We start from the raw sequence: 25,706 nt of genomic DNA, 5'->3' as shown, positions 1-25,706 counted from the left end.
TTCTGTCTTTATAAACGAGAACCAAATACATGGCCACCGTTACTGAAAAAAAGAAAGCATCAGCTCCCAAATTACAGCATTCGAAAGAACGCTATATGTTCTGGTTCGAGAACATGTTATTACAACGCCGGTTTGAAGAAAAGGCTGGCCAACTTTACGGACAGCAGAAAATCCGCGGTTTTTGCCACCTTTATATCGGGCAGGAAGCTTGTTCTTCAGGAGCAGCTACGGCCTTGACCAAAGGAGACAAATACATTACCGCTTATCGTGACCATGGTATTCCTTTGGCTCTGGGAACAGATCCAAAAGCAATTATGGCCGAACTTTACGGAAAGAAAACAGGAACAACCAAAGGAAAAGGTGGTTCTATGCACATTTTCGATAAAGAGAATGGCTTCGTTGGTGGACATGGTATCGTTGGTGCACAAATTCCTTTGGGCGCAGGTATTGCCTTTGCTGAAAAGTATAACAAAACAGGTAAACTTTGCATCTGTTACTTTGGTGACGGAGCGATTCGCCAGGGTGCCTTCCATGAAGCGCTGAACATGGCGATGACCTGGAAACTGCCTGTTATTTTCGTTGTTGAAAACAATGGTTATGCGATGGGAACTTCTGTGGCGCGTTCATCCAATGTTACAGAACTTTACACATTGGGAGAGGCTTACGATATTCCTTCGGAACCAGTGGATGGTATGAGTGTTGAAGCGATTCATGATGCAGTTTCCCGCGCAGCGGAACGTGCACGTAAAGGCGACGGACCAACTTTCCTTGAATTCCGTACCTATCGTTACCGTGGACATTCAATGTCGGATCCTCAAAAGTACCGTTCGAAAGAAGAGGTTGAGGAATACAAACACCGTGATCCGATCGAGCAGATCAGAGCTGTGATTTTGGATAACAATCTTGCAACGGCAGAAGATCTTGAAGCGATCGACAAAAAAGTAAAAGAAATCGTAGCGGAATCAGTACAGTTTGCTGAAGATTCGGATTTCCCGGATGCATCAGAAGCATATACAGATGTTTACGCTGAGAATGATTATCCATTCATCATGGATTAATTTTTGATTATAACGTTACTCAAAAAACCCGTCGAAATGATCCGACGGGTTTTTTGAGTAATTTCGACTTTTAGCAAATTAAAAAGATCGCAATAGCCATTATTTCCGTATATAGTGATCAATCCCTAAAAATTGTATGCCCTTAGATCAAGATTTCGAGCAAGAAGAAGAAGGAATAGGCCAGGAGATGTCATTTATCGGACACCTTGAAGAATTAAGATGGCATGTTATTCGTGCAGTAGGATCCATTTTAGTTTTTGCCATTGTTGCTTATATATACATCAAAGAAATTTACCGTTACGTAATTCTTGCCCCGTCGAAGCCGGATTTCTGGACTTACAAAATGATGTGTAAATTGTCCGTAATTGTTGGTTACGAAGACCTGTGTATTAAAGCGCTCGATTTTAAAATCCAGAGTATCGGTGTTGGAGACCAGTTTACAATGGGATTAACTTCTTCAATAATCGTGGGTTTAATTTTTGCTTTCCCTTATGCTTTTTGGGAAATATGGAGATTTATCAAACCAGGTCTTAAGGCATCTGAAAGAAGATCTGCACGTGGAGCTGTATTTTTTGTAACGATACTATTTTTCTCAGGGGTATTCTTCGGATATTTTGTTGTGACACCTTTGGCAATTAATTTCCTTGCGAATTACAAGCTGGATGAGTCCATTGCCAATGAGTTCAATATTTCGTCTTATATTTCGACAGTTGCCACTCTAACACTTGCCTGCGGTATTGCATTCCAATTACCTATCGTTGTATTTGTTCTTTCAAGAGTTGGGGTACTAACGCCAGGTTTCATGCGTGAATATCGTAAACATGCCATGATCGTAATTTTGATCGTTGCTGCAATCATTACGCCTTCCCCAGATATTTACAGCCAGATTCTGGTTGCAATTCCTCTATTATTGCTTTACGAAGTCAGTATTTTCGTATCTGCAAAAATCGAGCGGGAAAAATTGCGTGAAGAAAAAGCAATGCAAGGACCACTATAATCAGCGGTTTAAGGCATTGATTAAAGATGAAATTTAGAACTTTATACAGACCTCGGCCAATCGGTCGAGGTCTTCTTTTTGATGTAATGCACTGATCACTAATCTGGTGACAGGTGGATCGGTTGGTTGAGGATATGAAAAGCAAGACGCCAATATCCCATTTGTTTCCAAAAAATCAAAAAGGTTACTATCCAGACTGCAAAATACGGGATAGTTGTTTTTACAAACAAAAAGATTTGTTCCTGTTAAACGTGCTGTGACATCGTGAATATTCTCCAAAAGCCTTTGATGTACTGGCGTATAAGCATTGGTTTCCAACAACTTTTTTAAAGCATAAATATAAGCCGGGGCCGCTGGTGATGCGCCTGCGAAAAAAGGACTTTGCCGAATTCCTAAAATTATCCGCTCTTCACATAAAATAACGCCGCCAGGAATTCCCAGAGCCTTATTCAAAGAAGAAACTACAATTAGTTGAACCTGCCGGATAGCAGATAATTCCCGATAAATTCCTGTTCCATTTTGACCTAACACGCCAAAACCATGCGAATCATCAACAACCAGAAGAATTTGACAATCAAAAGGCAGGTTATCAAAAATCGAAAAATTGAAATGTTCGACAAAGGGTGAACCTACGGAATCAGAAAAAAGAATGTGGATGTCTTCGTGGTTACTTTCCTGAATATCCAGAACTGTCTTTTTTCCCCAGTCTTCCCAGGTTGAATTATCTACTTCATAAGATTCTCCCCATAACGCAGGATGAACTCTCGGAGCATAATGATAGTGAACTCTTGGCGAAATAACGTTCTCTGTCGAAAAGCATGATTTGATAATTCCCTGCAATTCCTTCACAACCAATTGTCCGGCCCACATGCCTGACGACGTTGTGAGAGCGGCAGGAGCTCCTGAAAATTTTGCGAGTGCTGTTTCAGTTTCGTCGTAAACTGTAAGTCTAAGGCTATTATTTCTGGAACTTCCGTAATGTGTTCCATAAGTCAAAATTCCTTCGTGCAGATAATTCAGGAAACCTTCGTGGTGGCCCATGCCCAGATAATCCGTCCCGCTAAACCAGAGATATTCTTTACCATTATTTAGTAAAACTTTCCGGTTAGGAAGATGACTGGCTGGATATATGCTCATTTCAGAAACGCGCCTGTTCCATTTTGTGCAGCATAAATCACTTTACCATAATCAAAAGTTACACCCGTTGCCGGATCATTTTTGATCAATAAAGAACCATCCATATCGACATAATCAAGTAGCGGAAGCAAATGCGCTATCGCCGAAATTCCAACGCTGGACTCCGTCATACAACCAACCATCGTTTTCATGCCCAGGCTTTTTGCTTCGGCAATCATGCGTTTTGCAGAAGTCAACCCACCACATTTGGTGAGTTTTATATTGACGCCATGAAACAGCCCTTTACATTTTATTACATCGCTTTCCAGAATACAGCTTTCATCCGCAATGACTGGCAGCGCGCTTTCAGCGAAAACCTGTTTCATTCCTTCGATATCATCAGCAGCAAGCGGTTGTTCAATAAATTCAACGCCCAACTTTTTTAGCTCTCCTGAAAAACGAATAGTCTGTTCTGCTGACCAAGCGCAGTTTGCGTCTACCCGGAAAGTTGCAGTGGTATGTGACCGGAGTTCTCTTACAATTTTGAGATCATCATCCGTGCCTAATTTTATTTTATAAATCGGCCAGGGAAGTTCCTTCATCTTGGATACCATTTTCTCAACAGTATCGATTCCGATTGTAAAGTTTGTCAGAGGATTATGATCAATGGATAAACCCCAGCTTTCGTAAAGTTTTTCACCACTTTTCTTGGCAAAAAGATCGTTTGCAGCTTCATCCAAGGCACATTGCGCAAAAGAATCATCCGCCAGGTAAGGATTTACCTTCGCCCACAAAATTTCAGGAGAAGCCAACTCGTCCGCCTCGATAATAGCGCGTATACTTTCCAGTGAAGCGATCATTTTTTCAATCGTAACACCATAATAAGGATTCGACGTCGCTTCTCCGAACCCACGAAAATCACCATCCCTTAATTCTACAATAAGTGTTGGCTGCACATCGCGGGAATCGTGTGCAATCGTAAAAGTATGTTTTAGTTCAAGATTGAAGGGATGAAAAAAAAGCTGCATGCTGTATTTTTAAAGAAGATTATAATCTGTTTCGCATGTCAAGACCCCAAGACAATTTACTGCGCAGGGTATCGAGGAAACTGTCGTCTCTCATTTTGATCAATCGTGCTGTAAAATCTGCTTTGCTTACAGTCAATTCGGTAACTTCATCCACAACTCTCGAACGCGAATCCATGGAAACCAGGAAATTATTACTTCGGCTTTTTACTTCCAAACGGATTACCGAGGAATCTTCCACAACCAGAGGGCGCACATTCAGATTATGCGGACTAACTGGCGTTATAATAAAATTCTGGGAATGCGGCACCAACACCGGTCCGCCACAACTTAAAGAATAACCTGTCGATCCTGTCGGCGTTGAAATAATGAGCCCGTCTGCCCAATATGAATTAAGAAATTCGTCATTCAGATACGTATGAACCGTGATCATGGAGGCCGTATCCGTTTTGGTGATGGTGAAATCATTCAAACCGAAATTTCTTCCTTCAAATAAATCGATATTAGATTCAACTTTAACTAAAGTTCTTTCGTCAATCTTGTACTGATTGTTTTCCAATGCCTCGATCATATCGGATATGCGCTCCGGAGAAACCGTTGCGAGAAATCCTAAACGGCCTACATTGATACCAATAACTGGAATTCTTCTTTTTCCAACGTGCGAAATTGTTTCGAGCAAAGTTCCGTCGCCGCCCATACTTACAACAAATCGCGCATCGCAGAGCTCGTTAGGATTTCCATAAACCATATGAGAACAATGCTGAATATTCTGCTCATCCAAAAACGATCTGAATGTTGCCGAAAGCTGAACATCGATTTTCCGACGAGACAACTCACCGAACATAGACTCTATATACGGGCGGGCAGATTCAGTAAAGTTACGTCCGTGAATTGCTATTTTCATGAAAGAAAAAGTATGTGATCCTTTATGCCCGAAAGATACGGGACAAAATGCCGATTGGCAATGTACTATTCCGGGAAATTAGGTGGCTAAATAACGAAGTAACATATCAAGGCGCTCCTGATCGACACTTTCGATCGGATCGTTGGCATGCGCTTCTTCAATATCGTAACCAAAGCGTTCCAGCGTCGCAATTACCGGCGTTATATTTGTACGATTCAGCTTCAAAGTAAGAAGAGAATGATCGGCCGGATGCAAAGATTCGCTGGAAGAATAATAACTGCTGAGCACCTTCGTACCATTCGATTCAATCAGGCGGCTGATCTCAGAAAGAGAATAATCACGCTCTGCAATTTTCAGCACAATCACTGCGCCTTTTTCCTGGATACCGAGTTCACTTACAAAGCGTTCCACCAGATCCTTAACTAAAATGCTTCCGGACATTGCCTTTCCTTCATGAACCACTGGAATAATATCCAGCCCGAATTCATTGACAAGCCTTAACAGCTCATAAGGATGATTATCTTCGGAAGCGAAAACATCTTGATGCTGAATAATAATTCTGGAAATGGGCTGCGTAGAATCGGCTATATCAAAAAGAATATCTTCCGAAACAATTCCCTTATAAATTCCGTCATCGGCCACGACAAGCTGCCCGATCCGAAATTCATCCATCCAGTCCATAGCTGTACCTACCGTATCGGTAAGTTTCAGTATCGGAATCATGGGATTAATTAACGTTGCAGCTAGCATAACTGAAAAGGTGTTTTTGTCTAATCTATGAAAAAACTAATTACCTGTCAACTTTCTTGTAAAAAGAATATTTATAAAACAAAAAAGAGCCGTTAAAGGCTCTTCGAAAAATGACTATTCCACCGGAACTGACACATGTTTTTCTAAAAAGCGTTCTACTATGACATTAAATTTGTCGGGATGTTCCATCATCGGAGCATGACAACATTTATCTATAAAATGCAATTCTGACCCTGCAATAAGGCGATTAAATTCGTAACCTACGTGAGGCGGTGTAATCGTATCATTCAGTCCCCATACTAATAACGTCGGAACCTTGATTTTATATAAATCCTTTGCGAGATTATGACGTTGCGCCGACTTTGCAATACCTACGATACTCATGCACTTTGGGATGCTTGAAGTTGTTTCAAAAACTTCGTCGATCAAATCTTTCGTCGCAACTTCCGGATCATAAAAAGTGTATGCCACACGTTCCCTGATATATTCATAACTTCCTCGTTTCGGGAAGGAACCACCCATAGAATTTTCAAAAAGCCCTGAACTTCCGGTTAAAACCAGACGCTGAACATTTTCCTGATTCTTTAAAGTATAAAGCAAACCAATATGTCCTCCCAGAGAATTCCCCAAAACTGTCATATTGGTCAGATTTTTGAACACAACAAAAGCTTCGAGAAAGTCCAGTAAAGCGTCCAGACCAGCTTCACGCGGAGGAAGCTCATAGATCGGCAACAGGGGAATAAGTACGCGGTAGCGGTCGGAAAAGCACTCAATTATTCCATCCCAGTTACTCAAAGCACCGAAAAGCCCATGCAATAGCAGTAACGTTTCGCCCTTTCCTTCGTCGATGAATTGAAACTTGCCTTCAGCATGTACCTCGTATTTCATTCTGTTACCGGGGGTTATTTTATTCAGAATTTCTTTAAAAGCGAAAAAGTTCAATTATTTCGACTAAAAATATAGTGGGATAATGAAATTACCTTTCCGATAGTATACAAAACTAGTTCTTTTTTTTAGATTGTCCGAAGCTATCAGACAATTAATATCATTTTATTTTCTTGTAAATATTATATTAATATATCAATATCAATACATTTTACATAGAAAGGTGCAATTTGGGATATTAGTTCCGGCGAACCGTAATCTTATCGAATGGATCGTATTTTATATGGGTAAATCCAGGTATAAATTGTCTTAGGTTGGTTACGGCTATCTTAAAACGAAGAAAACAAAAGAATGCTGCCACTTTTTGGTCGTGTTATAATTTTCAAAGATGTCCTCTTTGGTTTTTAAACTAAGAACTGATATTATTTATGAACCGCTCCGGCTTTACTTTTTTATTCGTATCCTTTTTATGTTCAGTAACCATAACCTTTGCACAAAAGGTTATCCCTCTTTATTCAGGAAAAATCCCTAATGCGAAATCAGCTACGGATGAAGAGACAACTGAAAAAGGTATTGTCAGAAACGTTTCAATACCTACCCTATCTATTTTTCTTCCGGAAAAAGGAACTGCAAATGGCACATCTGTGATTATTTGCCCCGGTGGCGGTTACGGCGTTTTGGTAATTGAAAGAGAAGGTTATGAAGTAGCAAAAGCTTTTAATAAGGTTGGCATAACGGCGTTTGTTTTAAAGTACCGACTTCCTAGCGACAAATTTTCAGAGGATAAGTCAATTGCACCTTTGCAGGATGCGCAGCAGGCGATTAAATTAGTTCGGGAAAGAGCGAAGGAATGGAATGTTGATGCGGGTAAAATCGGGATTATGGGTTTTTCAGCTGGCGGACATTTAGCTTCCACTGCGGGAACTCATTTTGATAAATCTGTTATCGAAAATAAAGAAAATACCAGCGTCAAGCCTGATTTTATGGTTCTGGTTTATCCGGTAATCAGTTTTCTGGAAGCTCCGACGCACAAAGGTTCACGCAGCAATTTATTAGGATCGACACCGACTGAAGAGCAGATAAAATATTTTTCCAATGAATTGCAAGTGAATCAATCAACGCCACCTGCATTTATTATACATGCCGGAGATGATACGGTGGTTCCTGTATCAAACAGTCTCATTTTTTATGAGGCTTTAAATAAATTCAAGAACCCATCGGATCTGCATATTTATTCCAAAGGAGAACATGGATTTTTGAAAACGCCGCCTTTTGATGAATGGTTTACGCGTTGTATCAACTGGATGAAAACGAATCAATTTATTCCGTAATATTCTTTTCAGCTTTTACAGCCCGTAGGATATCGAGCTTTTCGAATTCTGAATTATGGCTGATATATTCAGGGATTGTATCTTTCAGGATCTGTATCATTTCATTATCCTCGCCGGTATCAAGCGCCTTTTCAAGTTGCGTCAACACATGTCCAACTTCAAATCCATCCACTACCGCTAACCGGGAAATCCTTAGTTTCGGATGATGCGCCGGTGTATCTTCTTCATCAATTCCCGACCTCTCCTCCACAAGCTTTTCCCCTGGCCGCAGACCGATATAGATAATTTCAATATCATCATTTGGCTGAAGACCGGTTAAACGAATCATTTTCTCCGCCAGTGCTTTCAGTAACACCAGCTCTCCCATATCCAAAGTGAATATCTCATTGGCATGACCGGTCGCACCTGCTTCAAGCACTAACTGACATGCCTCATTCATCGTAATGAAATAACGTTTTACGTCGGCATGCGTAATTTCCACCGGGCCGCCTTTGTCAATTTGTTTTTTAAAAGCAGGAATAACAGAGCCTTTTGTACCCAAGACATTACCAAATCTCGTTACGATGAATTGTGTGGAGTTATTGGTTTTATTGAGATTTTGCAAAATTATTTCTGCAAATCTTTTTGTCACGCCCATCACATTCGACGGATTTACAGCTTTATCTGTGGATATCAAAATAAATTTTTCTACCCAAAATTCAACAGAAAGATCCGCTAGCACCTTTGTTCCAAAAATATTTGTTTTGATTGCTTCGTACGCATTTCTTTCGAGAAGAGGTACGTGTTTGTTAGCCGCTGCGTGAAAAATAATCTGAGGTTGATTTTTTTGAAACAAAGGCTTCATCCGCTTGTCATCTGAAACATCGCCTATGAATGAAACTATTTCTATTCCAGAAATCCGCATTTCCCTAATCTCTTCATCCAGTTCATAAATAGCAGATTCCGATTTATCAATTAAAATGAGTCTTTTTGGTTTGAATAAAATAATCTGTTTCACAAGATTTCTCCCGATTGATCCGGCCGCGCCTGTGATCAGGATTCTTTTATTCTTAATAAATTCACTGATATTCTTGTTATCAAGGTTGATAGCTTCCCGATCCAAAAGATCTTCCAGTTTAAAATTCAGAAGGTTTTGATGATAACGGGATTTCCTAAAATCTTCATTAAATTGAGGTATTTCATTCGAAGAGAAATCTGTCATAGCAACAATAATTAAACGTGTAATTATAGACTAGTGAAGATTTTCAGAGACGTTGGGGGAGTTGTTATATCCTTACGGGAATTTGGGTAAAAAGTAACAAAAAAAGAGCCACACCGAAGCGCAGCTCTTTAAACCTTTGGCTATCTATCTTTTAAAAAATCCCTTCTAACAATCCAGGAGCCAAACCAAATACGATGGTTAGCACCGTAGCAAGAATTAAAACAATTTTATAAAACGGCGCAACGCGAATTTCCGCGATATCACCTTCTTTCAGGTATGATGCAATAATTACACGGAAGTAGTAATAAATACCAACAGTTGACATCAGAACTGCAATTGCCGGCACCCAGATAATCCCGCGTTCCGCAGCACTGCTGAATACCATGAATTTCCCCCAGAAACCTGCTGTTAATGGAATACCTGCCAGAGACAACATCGCAACAGTTAATACAAAAGCAAGGAAAGGATTTTCTTTCGCCAATCCGTTGAAGGCATCGTAACGCTCGTCCGGCTGCCCTTCAAAAGTTCTTTGTTTAGAAACCAACATTAATATACCAAACGCTGCAATTGTTGAAAGTGAATAAGCCAGTGAGTAAAATACGATTGCATTTTGTGTTGGTTTCGAAAGGGCTGTTAATGCAATCAGCAAATATCCCGCGTGGGAAATCCCTGAATACGCCATCATCCGTTTGAAGCTATTCTGTGTTGTTGCACCGATATTTCCAACCAATAACGTAAGAATAGCAATAACTGCGATTACAAGCCACCAGAAACCGTATACTCCGGTAAATGAATGTGATAATAATCTGTAAAGTGCTGCAAAACCGGCTGTTTTTACAATCGTTGACATGAACGTTGTAAAGATTGTCGGTGCTCCTTCGTAAACATCCGGTGTCCAGAAGTGGAAAGGAGCAGCAGAAACTTTGAATAACATTCCTATTAATAACAACAATAATCCTGCATATAAAATGTAAGAAGGAGCGGCTTGTTGTGTTGTAGAAACGAAGGCCTGAATATCATTTAATTCGAATGAGCCGGTTGCTCCGTATAGTAATGTCATACCGAAAAGCATGATGCCGGTTGCAAATGCTCCCATCAAAAAGTATTTCAATGCCGCTTCGTTCGAACGCAAATTACGTTTGTTGCTACCTGTCAATACGTACATGGCAACAGAAAGTATTTCAACCCCGATGAAAAGCATGATCAAATGCTCAAAACCCACCATCATAATGGCACCGACCAGAGAGAAAAGCATTAAAGCATAATACTCAGCCGGTTCAGCTTCTGCGTTATCCTGAAAACCCCCGGAGATCGCAACGATCATAAAAGCAGAGGCCAGAATGATGCCGTTGAAGGCCAGTGTCAGGTTATCAACCCGGAACATATCGTAAAAATATAACAACGGCCCTTTGTTCCACTCAAAGAAATTACCCGCCAAAGCAATGGCAAGGAAAAGCAGGACAGCTGGCAATAAGATATTCTTCGATTTCGAGAACCCTAAGAAGAGTGTTACGATTCCAAGAACTGACAACAAAACAATGGGATACATAATTATTTATTATCGTTTGTCATTAATAGTAGCTTTCGGCGGTCGGCTTTCGGCTATCAGACTATATTAATTATTCTTTTTCCTTAGAAACTATTTCCCTACGAATTGCAAAAGATTATTTACAGCTGGTTCGGAAATGCTCAAAAATGTATTTGGGTAAATTCCAATCCATAACACCATAATCACCAAAGGCAATAAAACTGCTTTTTCACTAAACGTCAGATCCTGGAAACCTTCAACCCATTTGGATTTTGGTCCGAACATTGACATTTGGAATAGACGAAGCATATATACTGATCCAAGAATGATCGTCAGACCTGCAATAGCACCTAACCAACCGTTGAATGCAAAAACACTGGAAAGCAATAGAAATTCTCCAACAAATCCGTTGGTCAAAGGCAATGCGACACTTCCTAAAAGAATGATCAAAAAGTATACACTCAACTGAGGCGCAACCTGCGTAATACCACCCAACTGATCCAGACTACGCGTTTTGGTACGGGAAAGGATAATATCAATTACAAAGAATAAACCAACGACGTTGATACCGTGAGCCAGCATTTGAATCATCGCGCCCTGCAAACCATTTGTTGAGGCGGCAAAAACACCAGCGGCCATCAATCCAACGTGAGCGAAAGAAGAATAAGCGATCAGGCGTTTCATATCACGCTGCTGAATGGCGATGATCGAACCGTAGATAATTCCAATCACCGATAAGATCACGGCAAGCATTCCATAAGACTGTAAACCAAGCGGAACGATAGGAAGTAATAAACGGATCAAACCATATACCCCCATTTTAAGCATAATACCGGAAAGTAACATCGTCGCCGGTGTTGGCGCTTCTGTGTAAGTATCAGGCTGCCATGTATGGAAAGGAAATAATGGCATTTTGATAGCAAAAGCTACAAAGAAAGCCCAGAATATAAATCCTTGTGCCTTGGCAGTTAATTGTAAGTTATAAAAAGCAGTTATTTCAGAAGTATGCGTTCCTGGCGTCTGGTAGTATAAATAAATCAATGCAACAAGCATGAACAAACTACCGAACATGGTATAAATGAAGAACTTGAACGTTACTTTCAAACGATTTTCTCCACCCCAGACAGCGGCCAGGAAATAAACCGGAATAAGTGCTGCTTCGAAGAAAAGGTAAAATAAGAAAGCGTCTGTGGCAGTGAAAACACCCACAAGCGCAGCTGACATAAACAGAATTAACGAATAAAATGCAGCACTGTTTTTATAAGTGTGGTTGAAAGTCGAAAGGATAATCAGCGGTGTCAGAAAAGCTGTTAATAATACCAGCACCAAACTGATTCCGTCTAATCCGCCGGCAAACGAAATTCCTGCGGATGCAAGCCAATGATATTTAAAACCAAACTGAACCCCGGCCGCCGGATCAAATTGAGACCAGACAAAAAGAGCAAGTCCTAACTCCGCAAGAGCGCCGACTAAGGCTACCTGTTTCGCCAGATTAGCTCCAACCAAGAGGGTAATAACGCCGGCCACAATGGGCAAAAGTATTAAAAGAAGAGTAAGCATATTTTCAAGTCAACGGTCAGCAATAAATGGTGAACGGTATAAATATTTAATATGTCAGTTTCAACAAAATGCCTATAACAACAGCTTCCAGAACAGAATCACTACGATTCCAAGAACCATGGCAAATACATAATCCCCGGTTGATCCCGTTTGAGTTTTTCGTAACAATCCTCCCAGAAAAGCAATAAGCCTTGCTGTGCCATTCACAAAAAGATCAATGAAAAATTCACCGAAACTGTAAAGGACGTTGGATAGTGATTTGATTGGTTTTACAAAAACAGCATTGTAAAGTTCATCAACGTAATATTTGTTGTAAATCAAATTCTGAACCGCTGATTTTTCTTCCGAGTCCGGAGCCGGCACATTTTCCTTTTGAACATACATCACGTATGCAATAATCAGAGAAATTAAAGCAACGCCAACCGAAACAGCCATCAGAATATATTCTTCTGAATGCGATAAAGTTGTTGGAAGGAAAGCTTCAGGATTAACCTGACGAGAACCTTCATACAAAGGACTCATAAATTCAGCGAGTTTGTGCGTTCCATGCAAAGCTTCCGGCACTCCGATAAATCCACCCAAAGCAGAAAGAATGGCAAGGATTACCAGAGGAACTGTCATCGAAGCAGGCGATTCATGTAAATGATGTTCCTGATCGTGCGTTCCGCGGAATTTCCCAAAGAAAGTAAGGAAAAGCAGACGGAACATATAGAAGGAAGTCATCAACGAACCCAATACACCAACTACCCAAAGTAATTTGTTATGCTCAAAAACATGCGCTAAAATCTCATCTTTTGAGAAGAAACCTGCAAATGGCGGAATCCCTGAAATTGCGATGGTTGCGATTAAAAATGTCAGGAATGTGATAGGAAGTTTTTTACGCAAACCGCCCATTGAACGGATATCCTGTTCGTCGGACATGGCGTGGATCACACTACCAGCTCCAAGGAATAATAATGCTTTGAAAAATGCGTGGGTAATTACATGGAACATCGAGGCAGAATAAGCCATCGCGCCTAAACCCATGAACATATAACCTAGCTGACTCACGGTAGAATAAGCCAGTACTTTTTTGATATCGTTTTGTAAAAGTCCGATCGACGCAGCGAAAAGCGCTGTGGCACCACCAATAACTCCAACCAGTTCAAGCGTCGAAGGCGCAAGAGAATAGAGGACGTTGGAACGGATCACCATATAAATCCCGGCCGTTACCATCGTTGCTGCGTGAATAAGTGCAGAAACCGGTGTTGGTCCCGCCATCGCATCTGGTAACCAGGTATATAACGGAATCTGTGCTGATTTTCCCATGGCTCCAATAAATAGAAACAAGGTAATCGCAATGATTACAGGATCACCAACCTGAAAACCTGTGGCTTTACTAAACACTTCAAGATATTCTACTGAACCGAAAGTAGCGATGATTGTAAAAATTCCTAAAAGGAAACCCAAATCACCTACACGGTTCATGATGAACGCCTTACGTGCAGCGTTGTTGTAGTTTGTATTTTTATTCCAAAACCCGATCAGTAGATAAGAACAAAGTCCTACACCTTCCCAACCGATAAACATAATCACATAATTGGAACCCAGAACGAGCAGCAACATGAAGAAAAGAAAGAGGTTCAGATAAGCAAAAAACTTACCGAAACCTTCGTCATGTTTCATGTAGCCAATTGAATAAATGTGGATCAGCGAACCTACACCGGTAATGATCATCAACATCAATAACGAAAGCTGATCGATCTGGAAAGAAAATGGGATGTTAAGATCGCCAACAGTGATCCAGTCAAAAAGAGGCAGAACGAATGGGGTGCTTCCCGCAGCTACAAATGCGTTAAATGCATTCAGAGAAAGAGCAAAACTACCGATAACAGCTAATGACCCGATTATTCCAACGGCACCTTTTGGTATAGTACGGAATCCGATACCATTGATCAGAAAGCCGAGAAAAGGTAATAATGGAATCAGAACTAGTAATGAAGCAGACATATTCTATATTTTGTATATTAACCAATAAGGCTTACCATTTCAATTTATTAAGGAAACCGATGTCCGTATTTCGCGTATTCCGGTAAATCATAACGATAATCGCCAAACCAACGGCTACTTCTGCTGCGGCCACAGCCATGATAAAAAACACGAAAACCTGCCCGGAAGGATCCGACCGGTAGGATGAAAAAGCAATCAATAAAATGTTGGCTGCATTTAACATCAACTCAACAGACATGAAAATGATGATCGCATTACGACGCGTGAGTACGCCAATAATGCCAATCACAAAAAGTAATGTGCTGAGGATGAGATAATATTGAAGTGGGACATTCTGAATAACCTCTGGTATATTCGGGTTCGGGATCATAGCAGATTTACCTAAATGGGTATTCGTTTAAAATAGTCAATGATTTAAAATTTTCAGGATCAAGTATTTTCTACCTTCATCACTGAAACTTATCGGGCAAAAATAGACATAAATACCGCTTACTCAAATGTTAAGCGTACCTATTATATTATCTCTGTGTTAAAGCGCGTAATTTTATTTCTGTCAACTTGCGTTTGGTATCCAATGGAAACTCTGCTTTCATAAGCCAATCATAAAAAGATGGCTCGCTTTTCAAGACATCCGCAACACGTTTTCCATTGTGTTTTCCAAAGTTGAAAACCTCTTCACCCTTCTCGTTATAAACCATTCTTCCGGCAAAATCTATAAGCTTGGATGCTGTTAAAGCATGTAAGGCGGCAACATCATTTTCTACCGTTCCCAATTCTTTTCCGTGCGAATCAATTACCTTTTGACCCTCATAACGAGCGATTTGACCCTGCAAAACTTCAAAAGTTGCTATCGTATCTGCTTCGGCACTATGTGCATCTGTCAGCGATTTATCACAATAAAATTTGTAGGCAGCAGAAAGATTTCTCGGCTCCATCATGTGGTAAATCCGCTGTGCATCCACAGTACGGCGGTTTTTGATATCAAACTCAACACCAACCCGCAAAAACTCTTCAACAAGCATTGGAATATCAAAACGATTGCTGTTAAATCCGGCCAGATCACAGCCTTCCAGAAACGTTGCAAGGTTTTTTGCAAACATTTTGAAGGTCGGCGCATCCTTTACGTCTTCATCATAAATACCATGTATCAGACTGCTTTCCAGCGGAATAGGCATTTCAGGATTGACGCGTCTTGTCCGAATTTCCATTTCCCCATTAGGCAGAGCCTTCACCACCGAAATTTCTACGATCCGATCCCGGGCAATGTTTACACCGGTAGTTTCTAGATCAAAAAAAGCGAGTGGCTTTTTAAGATGGAGGGTATGCATAAGGCTACTTTAATTAGGTTTTCGCGGCGCGAAGTTACGCTTTAAAGGAACACAGGCCAACAAAAGAGTTTAGTTTATACAGATTATAAAATAGTTCATTCATGCATTAAATTTTTATTAATCCATCCAGGCGTATGATTTTGTTACCGCTTTTTGCCATCCTTTATATAATGTTTCTCTTTTTGTTTCGTCCATATCCGGGTTCCAGGTATGTGCAATGGCCCAGTTACTTTTCAGTTCGTCTGTATTTTTCCAATAACCAACGGCAAGTCCTGCCGCATAAGCAGCACCCAATGCCGTTGTTTCTGCAACTGCCGGAGAAACGACTTGCGTATTGAGCATATCAGCCTGGAATTTCATCAACAACTCATTCAAAACCATTCCCCCATCGACACGCAGTGAAGATAATTTAATACCGGAATCCTGCTCCATCGCATTGACAACATCCAGCGTCTGATAAGCAGTTGCTTCCAAAACTGCCCTGGCGATATGTCCTTTCGTAACATAACGGGTCAAACCGGCAATGACACCACGTGCATCATTCCGCCAGTAAGGTGCATATAATCCGGAAAATGCGGGAACAAAATAGGCACCACCGTTATCTTCAACTGTCTTCGCCAGACTTTCGATATCACTGCTTCTTTTAATTAATCCCAAATTATCCCGCACCCATTGAACCAGCGCACCGGTTACCGCAACACTGCCTTCCAATGCATACTGAACAGGTTCGTTTCCAAATTTATAAGCGATGGTAGTTAACAAACCGTTATCAGACATTTTCAATTCTGTCCCGGTATTCATTACTAAAAAGCAACCGGTTCCGTAGGTATTTTTAGCCATACCCGGTTCAAAACAGGTTTGTCCGACCAACGCAGCATGTTGGTCACCCAGAATACCAGCCACAGGAACGCCTGGCAAAACCTCATTGCTCACCGTGCCATAAACCTCGCTGCTGCTTTTTATTTCAGGCAACATAATTGCAGGAATATTGTAAGCATCCAGCATATCCTGATCCCATTGCAAAGTCCGAAGATTCATCAATTGCGTCCGGCTGGCGTTAGTAACATCCGTAACATGAATTCCACCATGGCCTCCGCCTGTCAGGTTCCAGATTAAAAAAGTATCAATATTTCCAAAAATGGCTTCACCCTTTTCCGCGTCTGCACGCAATCCTTCCACATTTTCTAAAAGCCATTTTAATTTTAAACCACTGAAATAAGTTGAAACCGGAAGTCCAGTTTTATCACGAAACTGGTTTAGTCCGCCTTCTTTTTCATATTTTGCTACCAGATCCGTCGTTCGGGTATCCTGCCACACCAATGCGTTATAGTATGGTTTTCCTGTCCGGCGATTCCAGACAACCGTTGTTTCTCTTTGATTTGTAATACCAATGGCTGCTATATCGGCGGCTGTGGCAGAGGCTTTTATTCGGGAAATAGCAATTACTTCCAGCGTATTTTTCCAGATTTCTTCCGGATTATGTTCAACCCAACCCGGCTGCGGGTAAATCTGTTCGTGCTCCTTTTGCCCGACGGAAACAATATTTCCCTGATGATTAAATAGAATGCAACGTGTGCTCGTTGTTCCCTGGTCAATAGCCGCAATATATTTTGACATAATGGTATTATGATTGTCTTTATTTGTAATATGTCAGTAAATAAGGAAATTTTGGCGGGATGGGCAAATGGAAGGAAATTAGATCGGAATATTTATTTTTATACACTTCAAATCCTTAAATCATATTTTCACAAACCTGATTGATCTTTTATGATTTAAGCTGTTATTGAAACTCTCTTTTTATAATTTAAATCAAATTGTTGTTGTTAAAATCCGTTAATAAATCTTTCATAAAAAAGGCAGCCATTACATTGGGCTGCTTTATCACTGCATTTTTTCTACTCGACCTCCTCTTCCCATTCAAACCAAAAGTCCAATACGCAACCCAAATCACCGCCAATGACGGCACCGTTTTACATGCGTTTTTAAGTCCGGATGACAAATGGCGGCTTTATACCAACATTTCTGAAATCACACCGCTTTTACAGAAAACCCTTATCCATAAGGAAGATCAGTATTTCTATTATCATCCCGGCATAAATCCCTTTGCAATGCTTCGTGCGACGGGTAGAAATATTTTTAGCGGTAAAAGAACTTCTGGCGCTTCAACCATTACCATGCAGGTTGTCAGGTTATTGGAGCCTAAAAAACGAACTTACCTGAATAAATTGACTGAATCTTTCCAGGCTATGCAGCTGGAATTACATTATTCAAAAGATGAAATTCTTCAATTGTATCTTAATCTGGTGCCTTATGGTGGGAATATTGAAGGAATTAAAGCGGCTTCACTTTTCTATTTTGGTAAAACTCCTCAGCTGTTAAGTCTGGCGGAAATTACTGCACTTACCATTGTTCCAAACCGGCCGTCAAGTTTACGGCCTGGAACGAGAAATGATGCGTTGAAAATGGCCAGAAATCAATGGCTGACACGGTTTGGTAATGAAAATTTATTTGATAAAAACACAATTCAGGATGCTATGGCAGAGCCTCTGACTGTCAAAAGGCTGACCGCGCCAAAACAGGCACCTCACCTTTCGCAGCGTTTGAAAAAAGATTTTCCTGACGAGCCAATTATCAATACCACCATAAAAATCCAGACGCAAAAACAGATTGAAGAACAGGTAAAAAATTATGTCAACAGGCTGCAAAGTATGAATATTCATAATGCGGCGGTTTTGGTTATTAACAATGAAACGATGGCGGTTGAAGCTTATGTCGGTTCGGCTGATTTTAACAATCCTTATGACGGCGGACAGGTGGACGGAATCCGGGCAATCCGTTCTCCCGGAAGTACGTTGAAACCGATACTTTATGCGACCGCTTTTGATAAAGGAATTATTACGCCGAAAACAGCTCTAAATGATGTTCCGACAAATTTCAGCGGTTATGAACCCGAGAATTTTGATCAGCATTTTAACGGTCAGGTTACAGCGGAATTTGCCTTGGCCAATTCCCTGAATATTCCGGCAGTCAAGATTTTGAAGGAAGTGAGCACTCCGGCTTTGATTGATAAATTGAAAGAAGCAGATTTTCAAACAATCAGAAAACAATCCAAAGATTTGGGATTATCCATGATTTTGGGAGGTTGCGGCGTGACGCTGGAAGAGCTTACCCGACTTTTTGCAGCTTTTTCGAACGAAGGAGAATTAAAACAATTACAGTATTGTAGAGAAACGCCAGTTTCTAAAAAAGGCGAACAACTTGTTTCAAAAGAAGCGACATTTCTTTTAAATAACATCTTAACGCAAGTCACCCGCCCCGACCTGCCTACAAACTTTGACAATACTTATCACCTACCGAAAATCGCCTGGAAAACCGGAACGTCTTATGGAAAGCGGGATGCGTGGAGTATTGGTTATAATAGAAAATACACGATTGGCGTCTGGGTTGGAAATTTTTCCGGTGAAGGTGTTCCTGAGTTAAGTGGTGCGAATACTGCTACGCCCTTGTTGTTTTCAATCTTCAATTCGCTGGATTATAATGCTACCAATAGCTGGTATCAAATGCCGGAAAATGTGTCGCTACGAAAAATCTGTGCAATCAGCGGAGACATTCCAGCTGATTTCTGTGATCATCAGATTACGGATTACTTCATCATGGGTGTTTCTCCTTATCGAAAATGTCAGCACCTGCGATATGTTTTTACGGATCAGGCTTCGAGAATTTCTTATTGTACTTATTGTCTGCCTGAAAGTGGTTTCGTTAAAAAAACATATCCCAATCTGGCTCCGGAATTGATTGCATATTACGAATCAAAAAAAATTCCATATCAGAAATTGCCTTCGCATAACCCTTCCTGCGAAAGGGTTTTCCGGGAAGGTTCGCCTTTGATCATTAGCCCGAATGACGGAAGTGAATATTTTATTCAAACGAGTGAGCCGCAGCAAATTCAGTTAAGCTGCCAGACAGGGAATGATGTGCAGGAGGTTTTTTGGTATGTGAATGATAAGCTCGTGAAACGTTCTGCGCCGCATGAAGCGGTATTTATTAGTCCGCCGGTTGGGCGGGTTAAGATTTCTTGTAGTGATGATAAGGGGAGGAATTCGGATATTTCAATCTTGGTGAAGAAGCTTTAAAGGGTTTCACGCAAAGACGCAAAGAGAAAAACGCTAAGACCGCTATGGACTAAAAACTTAGCGGTCTTAGCGTTTCAACTTTTTTGTTTTGCGTGAAACTTTTAAAACTTAAAGCACAGCTTCACTCTCCTGATACAAAACCTGGATCAAAGTTTGTCCAACTGCTTGCAAAGTTTTCGGATCTATATTTTCGAGATCATCATGCGCTGTATGCCATTGATCAAAAAACGTCCGTTCCGGATCATTTTGTTTGATGTGAATAATATCAATCATCGGAATTTTAGCCGTTTCGTTGACTGGAATATGATCATCTGTAATAGATGGACCTGCTTTGTCAATAAAATAATTACTATATCCAAGCTGACTGGCAATTCCCCAAACATTCCGAACTACGCCTTCCGCCATACTTACTGAATAACCCTCCTTCGGGAAAGTAGCTCCCTTCGCTCCTACCATATCCAGCAATACACCAAAATAAGCCGTGTAATTTGGAATATGTTTATTCGTAGCCCAGTATTGAGATCCTAAACAAAAACCGCCAAACTTATCCGTCGCCTTTTCAGAATTGCCCCAGTCTTCGGCATCAAAAAGAATTATATCTACACCCAGATTTAATTTATTTCCGGAAGAAGAAAGCACTCTTGCGATTTCAAGTAGCACCGCTACTCCGCTCGCACCATCATTTGCTGCCAAAACAGGCTTATCCTTTAAAACAGAATCCTGATCAGAAAACGGACGGGAATCCCAGTGCGAAGTCAGCAAAATTCTTTTAGTCGCTTTTGGGTTGAAACTGGCAATAATATTTCTGGCATTTAATTTTTTACCATCGTAAGTCGTAGGCGTAAAATTTTGCTCCGTTACTTCCAGTCCAAACATTTTAAAAGTCCCAACCAGATAATCGCCACACGCTTTATGCGCAGGCGAATTGGGCACCCGCGCTCCAAATTCAACCTGCTTTCTGACAAATTGAAAAGCTGAATCTGCATTAAAAGCCGGACTTGCTACTAACTTTTCTATTTGTTCTGTGGCCTGTTCTGAACTCGTTTTTGACTTACAGCAATACAAAAATAATGTGCAGGTCAAAAAATAAGCCATCAAAACGGAACTCAAAAATCCACTTTTTCTCATTTTCCTACTCTTCATATGCCCAATCCACACGCAATTTGCTATCACGGATCGCAAGTCCCTGAAGTTTGAAATAAGTACGGATCTCATCCACTTTTTCGTAATTCTGAACCGCTTTGTATTCGCGGTAAAGATTTAACATGCCGTCCAGCACCGCGTGTCCTTCGCTAAGCTCCTCTTTTACCCCAAGTACATTTTCTATAAAAACAATAAAGTTTTCCAGCAAAGATGTAAAAGTTGACTCACCCAAAGCGGCTGATTTCACCTGGTTCATGTTCAGCATATTGATGTATTTCAACATATTAAACAGATTGGCAATGGCCACAGCCGTGTTCAGATCATCATTCATGGCGTCGTAGAAACCCTGAATTGATTTTTCTATATCTTCAATTTTCTTATCGTCACGAGCAACTTCCTCGTCAGAATATTTTAGCATTTTAGCCAAACGGATACCATTTGCCAATCTTTTATATCCTTTTTGAGCCGCTTTTAAGGCATCGTTAGAAAAGTCAAGCGTACTTCTATACTGACTCTGCAACATAAAAAAGCGAACGGTCATCGGACTATAAGCCTGGTCCAGCAATTCATGATCTCCTGAAAATAACTGACTTGGAAGGAATGAATTGTTCAGCGATTTTGACATTTTTTGTCCGTTTACCGTCAGCATATTCGTATGCATCCAATAACGAACCGGTTCGATGTTGGTCAACGCTCTTCCCTGCGCAATTTCACATTCGTGGTGCGGGAATTTTAAATCCATTCCACCGCCATGGATATCAAACTGTTTGCCTAAATATTTGGCACTCATGCAAGTACACTCCAAATGCCAGCCAGGAAAACCCATTCCCCATGGAGAATCCCATTGCATGATGTGCTCAGGACTTGCTTTTTTCCAGAGCGCAAAATCAAGCGGATTACGTTTCTCGGACTGTCCGTCCAGATCACGCGTTTCATTCAGAAGATCTTCCAGAATTCTTCCAGAAAGTTTTCCATATTCATTTCCGGCGTCATTATATTTTGTGATATCAAAATAAACTGAACCGTTAGATTCGTAAGCCGCGCCTTTTTCGATTAGTGATTTAACCGCTTCAATTTGTTCAATCAAATGTCCCGTTGCAGTCGGTTCGATACTTGGCGGCAACAAATTAAATTCAGCCGTAACATCATGAAAATCATTGGTATAGCGCTGAACAATTTCCATCGGTTCAAGCTGTTGCAGCTTCGCCATTTTGCCAATTTTGTCTTCGCCTTCGTCACCATCACCCACCAAATGACCAACATCCGTAATATTTCTTACATATCGCACTTTATAGCCAATATGCGTCAGATAACGGTACAGTATATCAAAGGATAGAAAAGTCCGGATATTTCCAAGGTGAACGTTGTTGTAAACCGTTGGCCCACAGACATACATGCCCACATAAGGCGCAGCAAGCGGTTCAAACAAATCCTTTTTACGTGTAAGTGTATTGAATATTTTAAGGGGCTGGTAAGTTTTATCAGTCATGAATATTTTACTTTCTTGTAATCAATTTAGTAATTCACTTTTCAGGTTTTGAAAGTCTGTTTTCAACCCAACTTATAATTTTCTCTGCTTCTTCGATTCCTATTTTGGCTAATTTGGCACTTTGAGCTCCTCCATATCCCATGTCCAAGTGCAATATTTGATAGGCTGTTGAGAAATCAGAAAGGACTCTTTTATCGATGCCCGATATTTCTTTTTGATACCATTCAACACTTTTTTTTGTCTTCTTCCTCTTTTCTCCTAACAATTCATCAAGTGCAAGTAAAATTCCTGTGTAGGCAGTGTGTCCGGCTATTTTCACATACTTTTTATCTTTATACAGGCCATCTTCCTTATTTGCATTATTACTAAGAAATCCCTTTGCATTGTCAATGTGTCTTCTTGCTTCGATAATTGCTTCCATGATAGTGCGATTCTTTTGTATGAAGAAATAATTGATTTAATAATTCATTAAGAAGTTTTTCACACCATATTTAACGTTGCCTGACAAAAATAGCAAATAACTTAGGATTGACCGCCAACTGTTTAGCATTATACATTCTTATAAATGTGCTATTCGGACGTTTTTATTATCTTCGCAGCGTTTTTGTCTTCCAATCAAAAATTGAAACTTACTTAAAATCAATACTATACTTCTTTATGAGTTTATTAACAGTTGGCTCTGTGGCGTTTGATGCCCTTGAAACACCCTTCGGAAAAACCGATAAAATCATTGGCGGCGCGGCAACCTATATCACACTATCTGCATCGTATTTCACCAAAAAAAATAATCTGGTAGCCGTTGTAGGCGGCGATTTCCCTCAGGAAATGGTTGACCTTCTTGTAGAACACGGTGTTAATACCGAAGGTTTGAAAACAATCCCTGATGGTAAAACTTTCTTTTGGTCGGGTAAGTACCATGAGGATATGAATACACGTGATACGCTTGAAACTCAGCTGAATGTAATGGCTGATTTTGATCCCATCATTCCTGAATCTTACCAGGGCACAGAATATCTGATGTTGGGAAATACGGTTCCGGCTACACAGAAATCTGTTATTGAGCGTATGGCCAAACGTCCGAAACTGATCATGCTTGATACCATGAATCTTTGGATGAACATCGCCATGGATGATTTGAAAGACGTTATTTCATTGGTTGATGTTTTGACGATCAATGATGAGGAAGCACGCCAGCTTTCGGGAGAATATTCTTTGCGTAAAGCAGCGAAAACAATTATGGCGTTAGGGCCAAAAACTTTGATCATCAAAAAAGGAGAGCACGGAGCACTTTTGTTTCAGGGAGAAAGAATTTTCTTCGCACCGGCATTGCCACTGGAAGTTGTATTCGATCCAACCGGAGCAGGCGATTGTTTCGCAGGCGGATTTATCGGATATCTTGCCAAAACGGATGATATCTCTTTTGAAAACATGAAACGTGCGATCATTTACGGTTCTGCTATGGCATCTTTCTGTGTTGAGAAATTTGGTACCGAACGTATCATCAATCTTACACAAGAAGAAATTGATGCGCGTGTTCAGGAATTTGTGAAATTGTCGAGTTTTGAAATAGTTTAATAGCTATGGCTGTTAGCGGTTAGCTTCTAGCCAAGATCAAATAGGTAATTTCTGATCAATATAAAAGGTCTAAGAATTTGGGAGAAAAAACCTCACTTTCTTAGACTTTTTTCTTAACACTTATAAGTGGCCTGTATTGTAAAAAAAATAGTATAGAAAGGCGTTTTACTCGTTTTTCAAACAACAAATTAGTTTTACAATGTCCGCGTACAAAAATAATTTTCTTCTGATTCAGATTATATTCTGTTTTATTTCAACCCTTTCAACAGCGCAGAATTTACCTGCAAGTAAGCACAAGCTGATTGTGATTGCTCATCGTGGAAATCATGTTAACGTTCCTGAAAATACACTGGCCTCAATTGATGAAGCCATTAAATATGGCGTGGATTATGTTGAAGTGGATTTACGTACCACGAAAGATGGCCATTTGATCATTCATCACGACGGAAATGTCGACCGTACTACAAATGGGAAAGGGAAAATAAGTGATCATACCTTGGCTGAAATCAAGAAACTTCAGGTATTCAATCATAACCATAAAACACACAAAATACCGGAATTCAGAGATGTTTTGAAATTGTGTAAAAACAAGATCAATATTTATCTGGATTTTAAAGATGCAGATGTGGCGCAAACGTGGAAACAAATACAGGAAGCAGGTATGGAAAAACAGATTGTAGTCTATATCAATAAAAAGGAACAATATCCGCAATGGAAATCGATAGCACCTCAAATGCCATTAATGACCAGTGTTCCGGACGAGATTAAAAATATTGAACAGTTGTCCTCCTTTTTAACCGAAATTAACATCAGCGTTATTGATAATGTTGTGAATCCGGGCATGGAAAAAATGATAAAGGAAAAGAAAATTTCAACCTGGCTAGACGTTCAAAGTCCAACGGAGGGGCCAGCCTCGTGGAATGAGGCGATAAATAAGGGCGTTCAAGGTTTACAGACAGATCATCCGGAAGCGTTGATAGAGTATTTGAAACAGAGAGGTTTGAGGTAAGGAATGAGTTTTAGGAAACGGCTCCATTGGAGCCTCCTGTTTATAGAAAAGCTATCTAATGGCAGATTCCTAACTCCATCGGAGTTCCCTACACATTCGAGGAGGCTCCGAAGGAGCCAGGATTTGGTACTTCGAAATGGTTGCTATAAACAGGAGACTGCGATGCAGTCATTTAATTGCCCAAATTCTTTCATAAATCTTTCGTCAATACCTTCCTTTAAAATTCAACTCAATATATTTACATCCACAAAAATTTAAAATACCTTACCATGCCAAGACAAAATATCCTTACCGGTTCGCCGTGGGAAGATAAAATGGGTTATTGCCGCGCCGTTCGCATCGGAAACATTATTGAAGTTTCAGGAACTGTCGCTATTGTTGACGGAGAAATTGTGAAAGCGGATGATGCTTATGCACAAACCAACAACATCATAGAAAGAATTTCAAAAGTGCTTGAAGAAGCTGGTGTATCGTTGAAAGATGTTGTACGCACAAGAATCTTTACAACGGATATCACCAAATTTGATGCTATCGCCAAAGCACATGGTGCTTATTTTGGAGACATAAAACCAACGACCGGAATTTATGAAATCAGCAAATTAGTGTCGCCTGATTATCTGGTTGAAATCGAATTTACTGCTATTGTAGAGTAAATTATATTAAAACGATTGGTCTACGAACTAGA

22 protein-coding genes are annotated in these 25,706 nt (G+C 40.4%); 7 read left to right on the top strand and 15 right to left on the bottom strand.

Annotated elements, in window-relative coordinates:
• The first annotated feature begins 29 nt into the window (after nt 1–29).
• Both pdhA and tatC read left to right on the top strand, forming a co-directional pair.
• Nucleotides 30–1,058 (top strand): pyruvate dehydrogenase (acetyl-transferring) E1 component subunit alpha, encoded by a 1,029-nt coding sequence (gene pdhA / locus L0657_RS17735; protein WP_235152093.1) that lies wholly within the window; start codon nt 30–32, stop codon nt 1,056–1,058.
• A gap of 136 nt (nt 1,059–1,194) precedes the next feature.
• Nucleotides 1,195–2,055 carry a twin-arginine translocase subunit TatC gene (gene tatC, locus L0657_RS17730; protein WP_235152092.1) on the top strand — a complete coding sequence of 287 codons (861 nt, stop codon included), beginning with the start codon at nt 1,195–1,197 and terminating at the stop codon, nt 2,053–2,055.
• Nucleotides 2,056–2,088: 33 nt separating this feature from the next.
• Here the strand turns inward: tatC and L0657_RS17725 are convergent, their stop codons facing one another.
• From L0657_RS17725 to L0657_RS17705, 5 genes are all read right to left on the bottom strand, one after another.
• The gene (locus tag L0657_RS17725; protein ID WP_235152091.1) at nt 2,089–3,192 is read right to left on the bottom strand and encodes an aminotransferase class I/II-fold pyridoxal phosphate-dependent enzyme; all 1,104 of its coding nucleotides are present in this window, start codon (nt 3,190–3,192) and stop codon (nt 2,089–2,091) included.
• On the bottom strand, nt 3,189–4,199 hold the full coding sequence (locus tag L0657_RS17720) for a dipeptide epimerase (RefSeq protein ID WP_235152090.1): 1,011 nt from the start codon (nt 4,197–4,199) through the stop codon (nt 3,189–3,191). Before L0657_RS17720 ends, L0657_RS17725 begins: the two co-directional genes overlap by 4 nt.
• Nucleotides 4,200–4,218: 19 nt before the next feature.
• Nucleotides 4,219–5,100, bottom strand: coding sequence for an NAD kinase (locus tag L0657_RS17715; RefSeq protein ID WP_235152089.1), 882 nt, complete (start codon nt 5,098–5,100; stop codon nt 4,219–4,221).
• Between the two features lie 78 nt (nt 5,101–5,178).
• The gene (locus L0657_RS17710) at nt 5,179–5,850 is read right to left on the bottom strand and encodes a CBS domain-containing protein (protein ID WP_235152088.1); all 672 of its coding nucleotides are present in this window, start codon (nt 5,848–5,850) and stop codon (nt 5,179–5,181) included.
• Nucleotides 5,851–5,964: 114 nt separating this feature from the next.
• Nucleotides 5,965–6,738: an alpha/beta fold hydrolase gene (locus L0657_RS17705; protein ID WP_235152087.1), complete on the bottom strand. Its 774-nt coding sequence runs from the start codon at nt 6,736–6,738 to the stop codon at nt 5,965–5,967.
• Between the two features lie 425 nt (nt 6,739–7,163).
• On the opposite strand from L0657_RS17705, the gene L0657_RS17700 reads away from it, so the two are divergent.
• Complete coding sequence (locus L0657_RS17700) at nt 7,164–8,066, top strand: alpha/beta hydrolase (protein WP_235152086.1); 903 nt, start codon at nt 7,164–7,166, stop codon at nt 8,064–8,066.
• Here the strand turns inward: L0657_RS17700 and L0657_RS17695 are convergent.
• From L0657_RS17695 to glpK, 7 genes are all read right to left on the bottom strand, one after another.
• A complete protein-coding gene (locus L0657_RS17695) occupies nt 8,056–9,267 on the bottom strand; it encodes a polysaccharide biosynthesis protein (RefSeq protein ID WP_235152085.1) in 1,212 nt (403 codons plus the stop codon). The genes L0657_RS17700 and L0657_RS17695 overlap by 11 nt on opposite strands.
• 151 nt (nt 9,268–9,418) lie before the next feature.
• Nucleotides 9,419–10,816, bottom strand: coding sequence for an NADH-quinone oxidoreductase subunit N (locus tag L0657_RS17690; RefSeq protein ID WP_235152084.1), 1,398 nt, complete (start codon nt 10,814–10,816; stop codon nt 9,419–9,421).
• Nucleotides 10,817–10,906: 90 nt separating this feature from the next.
• A complete protein-coding gene (locus L0657_RS17685) occupies nt 10,907–12,355 on the bottom strand; it encodes a NuoM family protein (protein WP_235152083.1) in 1,449 nt (482 codons plus the stop codon).
• Between the two features lie 72 nt (nt 12,356–12,427).
• The gene (nuoL, locus tag L0657_RS17680; RefSeq protein WP_235152082.1) at nt 12,428–14,344 is read right to left on the bottom strand and encodes an NADH-quinone oxidoreductase subunit L; all 1,917 of its coding nucleotides are present in this window, start codon (nt 14,342–14,344) and stop codon (nt 12,428–12,430) included.
• Nucleotides 14,345–14,375: 31 nt separating this feature from the next.
• The gene (nuoK, locus tag L0657_RS17675) at nt 14,376–14,714 is read right to left on the bottom strand and encodes an NADH-quinone oxidoreductase subunit NuoK (protein ID WP_137338024.1); all 339 of its coding nucleotides are present in this window, start codon (nt 14,712–14,714) and stop codon (nt 14,376–14,378) included.
• 148 nt (nt 14,715–14,862) lie between these two features.
• Entirely contained in the window at nt 14,863–15,672 is an 810-nt protein-coding gene (locus L0657_RS17670) for a 3'-5' exonuclease (RefSeq protein ID WP_235152081.1), read from the bottom strand.
• A gap of 117 nt (nt 15,673–15,789) precedes the next feature.
• The gene (gene glpK, locus L0657_RS17665; protein WP_235152080.1) at nt 15,790–17,289 is read right to left on the bottom strand and encodes a glycerol kinase GlpK; all 1,500 of its coding nucleotides are present in this window, start codon (nt 17,287–17,289) and stop codon (nt 15,790–15,792) included.
• Nucleotides 17,290–17,492: 203 nt separating this feature from the next.
• Between glpK and pbpC the strand changes: the two genes are divergently transcribed.
• Nucleotides 17,493–19,805: a penicillin-binding protein 1C gene (gene pbpC, locus L0657_RS17660; protein ID WP_409015077.1), complete on the top strand. Its 2,313-nt coding sequence runs from the start codon at nt 17,493–17,495 to the stop codon at nt 19,803–19,805.
• Nucleotides 19,806–19,913: 108 nt separating this feature from the next.
• On the opposite strand, the gene L0657_RS17655 is transcribed toward pbpC, so the two are convergent.
• Genes L0657_RS17655 through L0657_RS17645 form a run of 3 tightly spaced genes read right to left on the bottom strand, consistent with a single transcriptional unit; the run spans nt 19,914 to nt 22,858 of the window.
• Nucleotides 19,914–20,933, bottom strand: coding sequence for a M28 family peptidase (locus tag L0657_RS17655; protein WP_409015076.1), 1,020 nt, complete (start codon nt 20,931–20,933; stop codon nt 19,914–19,916).
• Between the two features lie 4 nt (nt 20,934–20,937).
• Nucleotides 20,938–22,437 (bottom strand): cysteine--tRNA ligase, encoded by a 1,500-nt coding sequence (gene cysS, locus L0657_RS17650; protein WP_235152079.1) that lies wholly within the window; start codon nt 22,435–22,437, stop codon nt 20,938–20,940.
• Between the two features lie 34 nt (nt 22,438–22,471).
• Nucleotides 22,472–22,858 carry a DUF5618 family protein gene (locus L0657_RS17645; protein WP_235152078.1) on the bottom strand — a complete coding sequence of 129 codons (387 nt, stop codon included), beginning with the start codon at nt 22,856–22,858 and terminating at the stop codon, nt 22,472–22,474.
• Between the two features lie 236 nt (nt 22,859–23,094).
• Here L0657_RS17645 and L0657_RS17640 point away from each other — a divergent pair, with 236 nt between their 5' ends.
• The 3 genes from L0657_RS17640 to L0657_RS17630 all read left to right on the top strand — a co-directional run bounded on the left by L0657_RS17640 (nt 23,095) and on the right by L0657_RS17630 (nt 25,674).
• Nucleotides 23,095–24,012, top strand: a complete 918-nt coding sequence (locus L0657_RS17640; RefSeq protein ID WP_235152077.1) for a PfkB family carbohydrate kinase — start codon at nt 23,095–23,097, stop codon at nt 24,010–24,012.
• A gap of 199 nt (nt 24,013–24,211) precedes the next feature.
• A complete protein-coding gene (locus L0657_RS17635) occupies nt 24,212–25,021 on the top strand; it encodes a glycerophosphodiester phosphodiesterase family protein (RefSeq protein WP_235152076.1) in 810 nt (269 codons plus the stop codon).
• Nucleotides 25,022–25,290: 269 nt separating this feature from the next.
• Nucleotides 25,291–25,674: a RidA family protein gene (locus L0657_RS17630; RefSeq protein WP_235152075.1), complete on the top strand. Its 384-nt coding sequence runs from the start codon at nt 25,291–25,293 to the stop codon at nt 25,672–25,674.
• The last annotated feature ends 32 nt before the right edge of the window (nt 25,675–25,706 follow it).

The organism is Dyadobacter sp. CY345, from assembly GCF_021502725.1.
Classification (GTDB): domain Bacteria; phylum Bacteroidota; class Bacteroidia; order Cytophagales; family Spirosomataceae; genus Dyadobacter.
The sequence above is the reverse complement of the archived record's forward strand: the minus strand, read 5'-3'. Positions and strand labels throughout refer to the sequence as shown.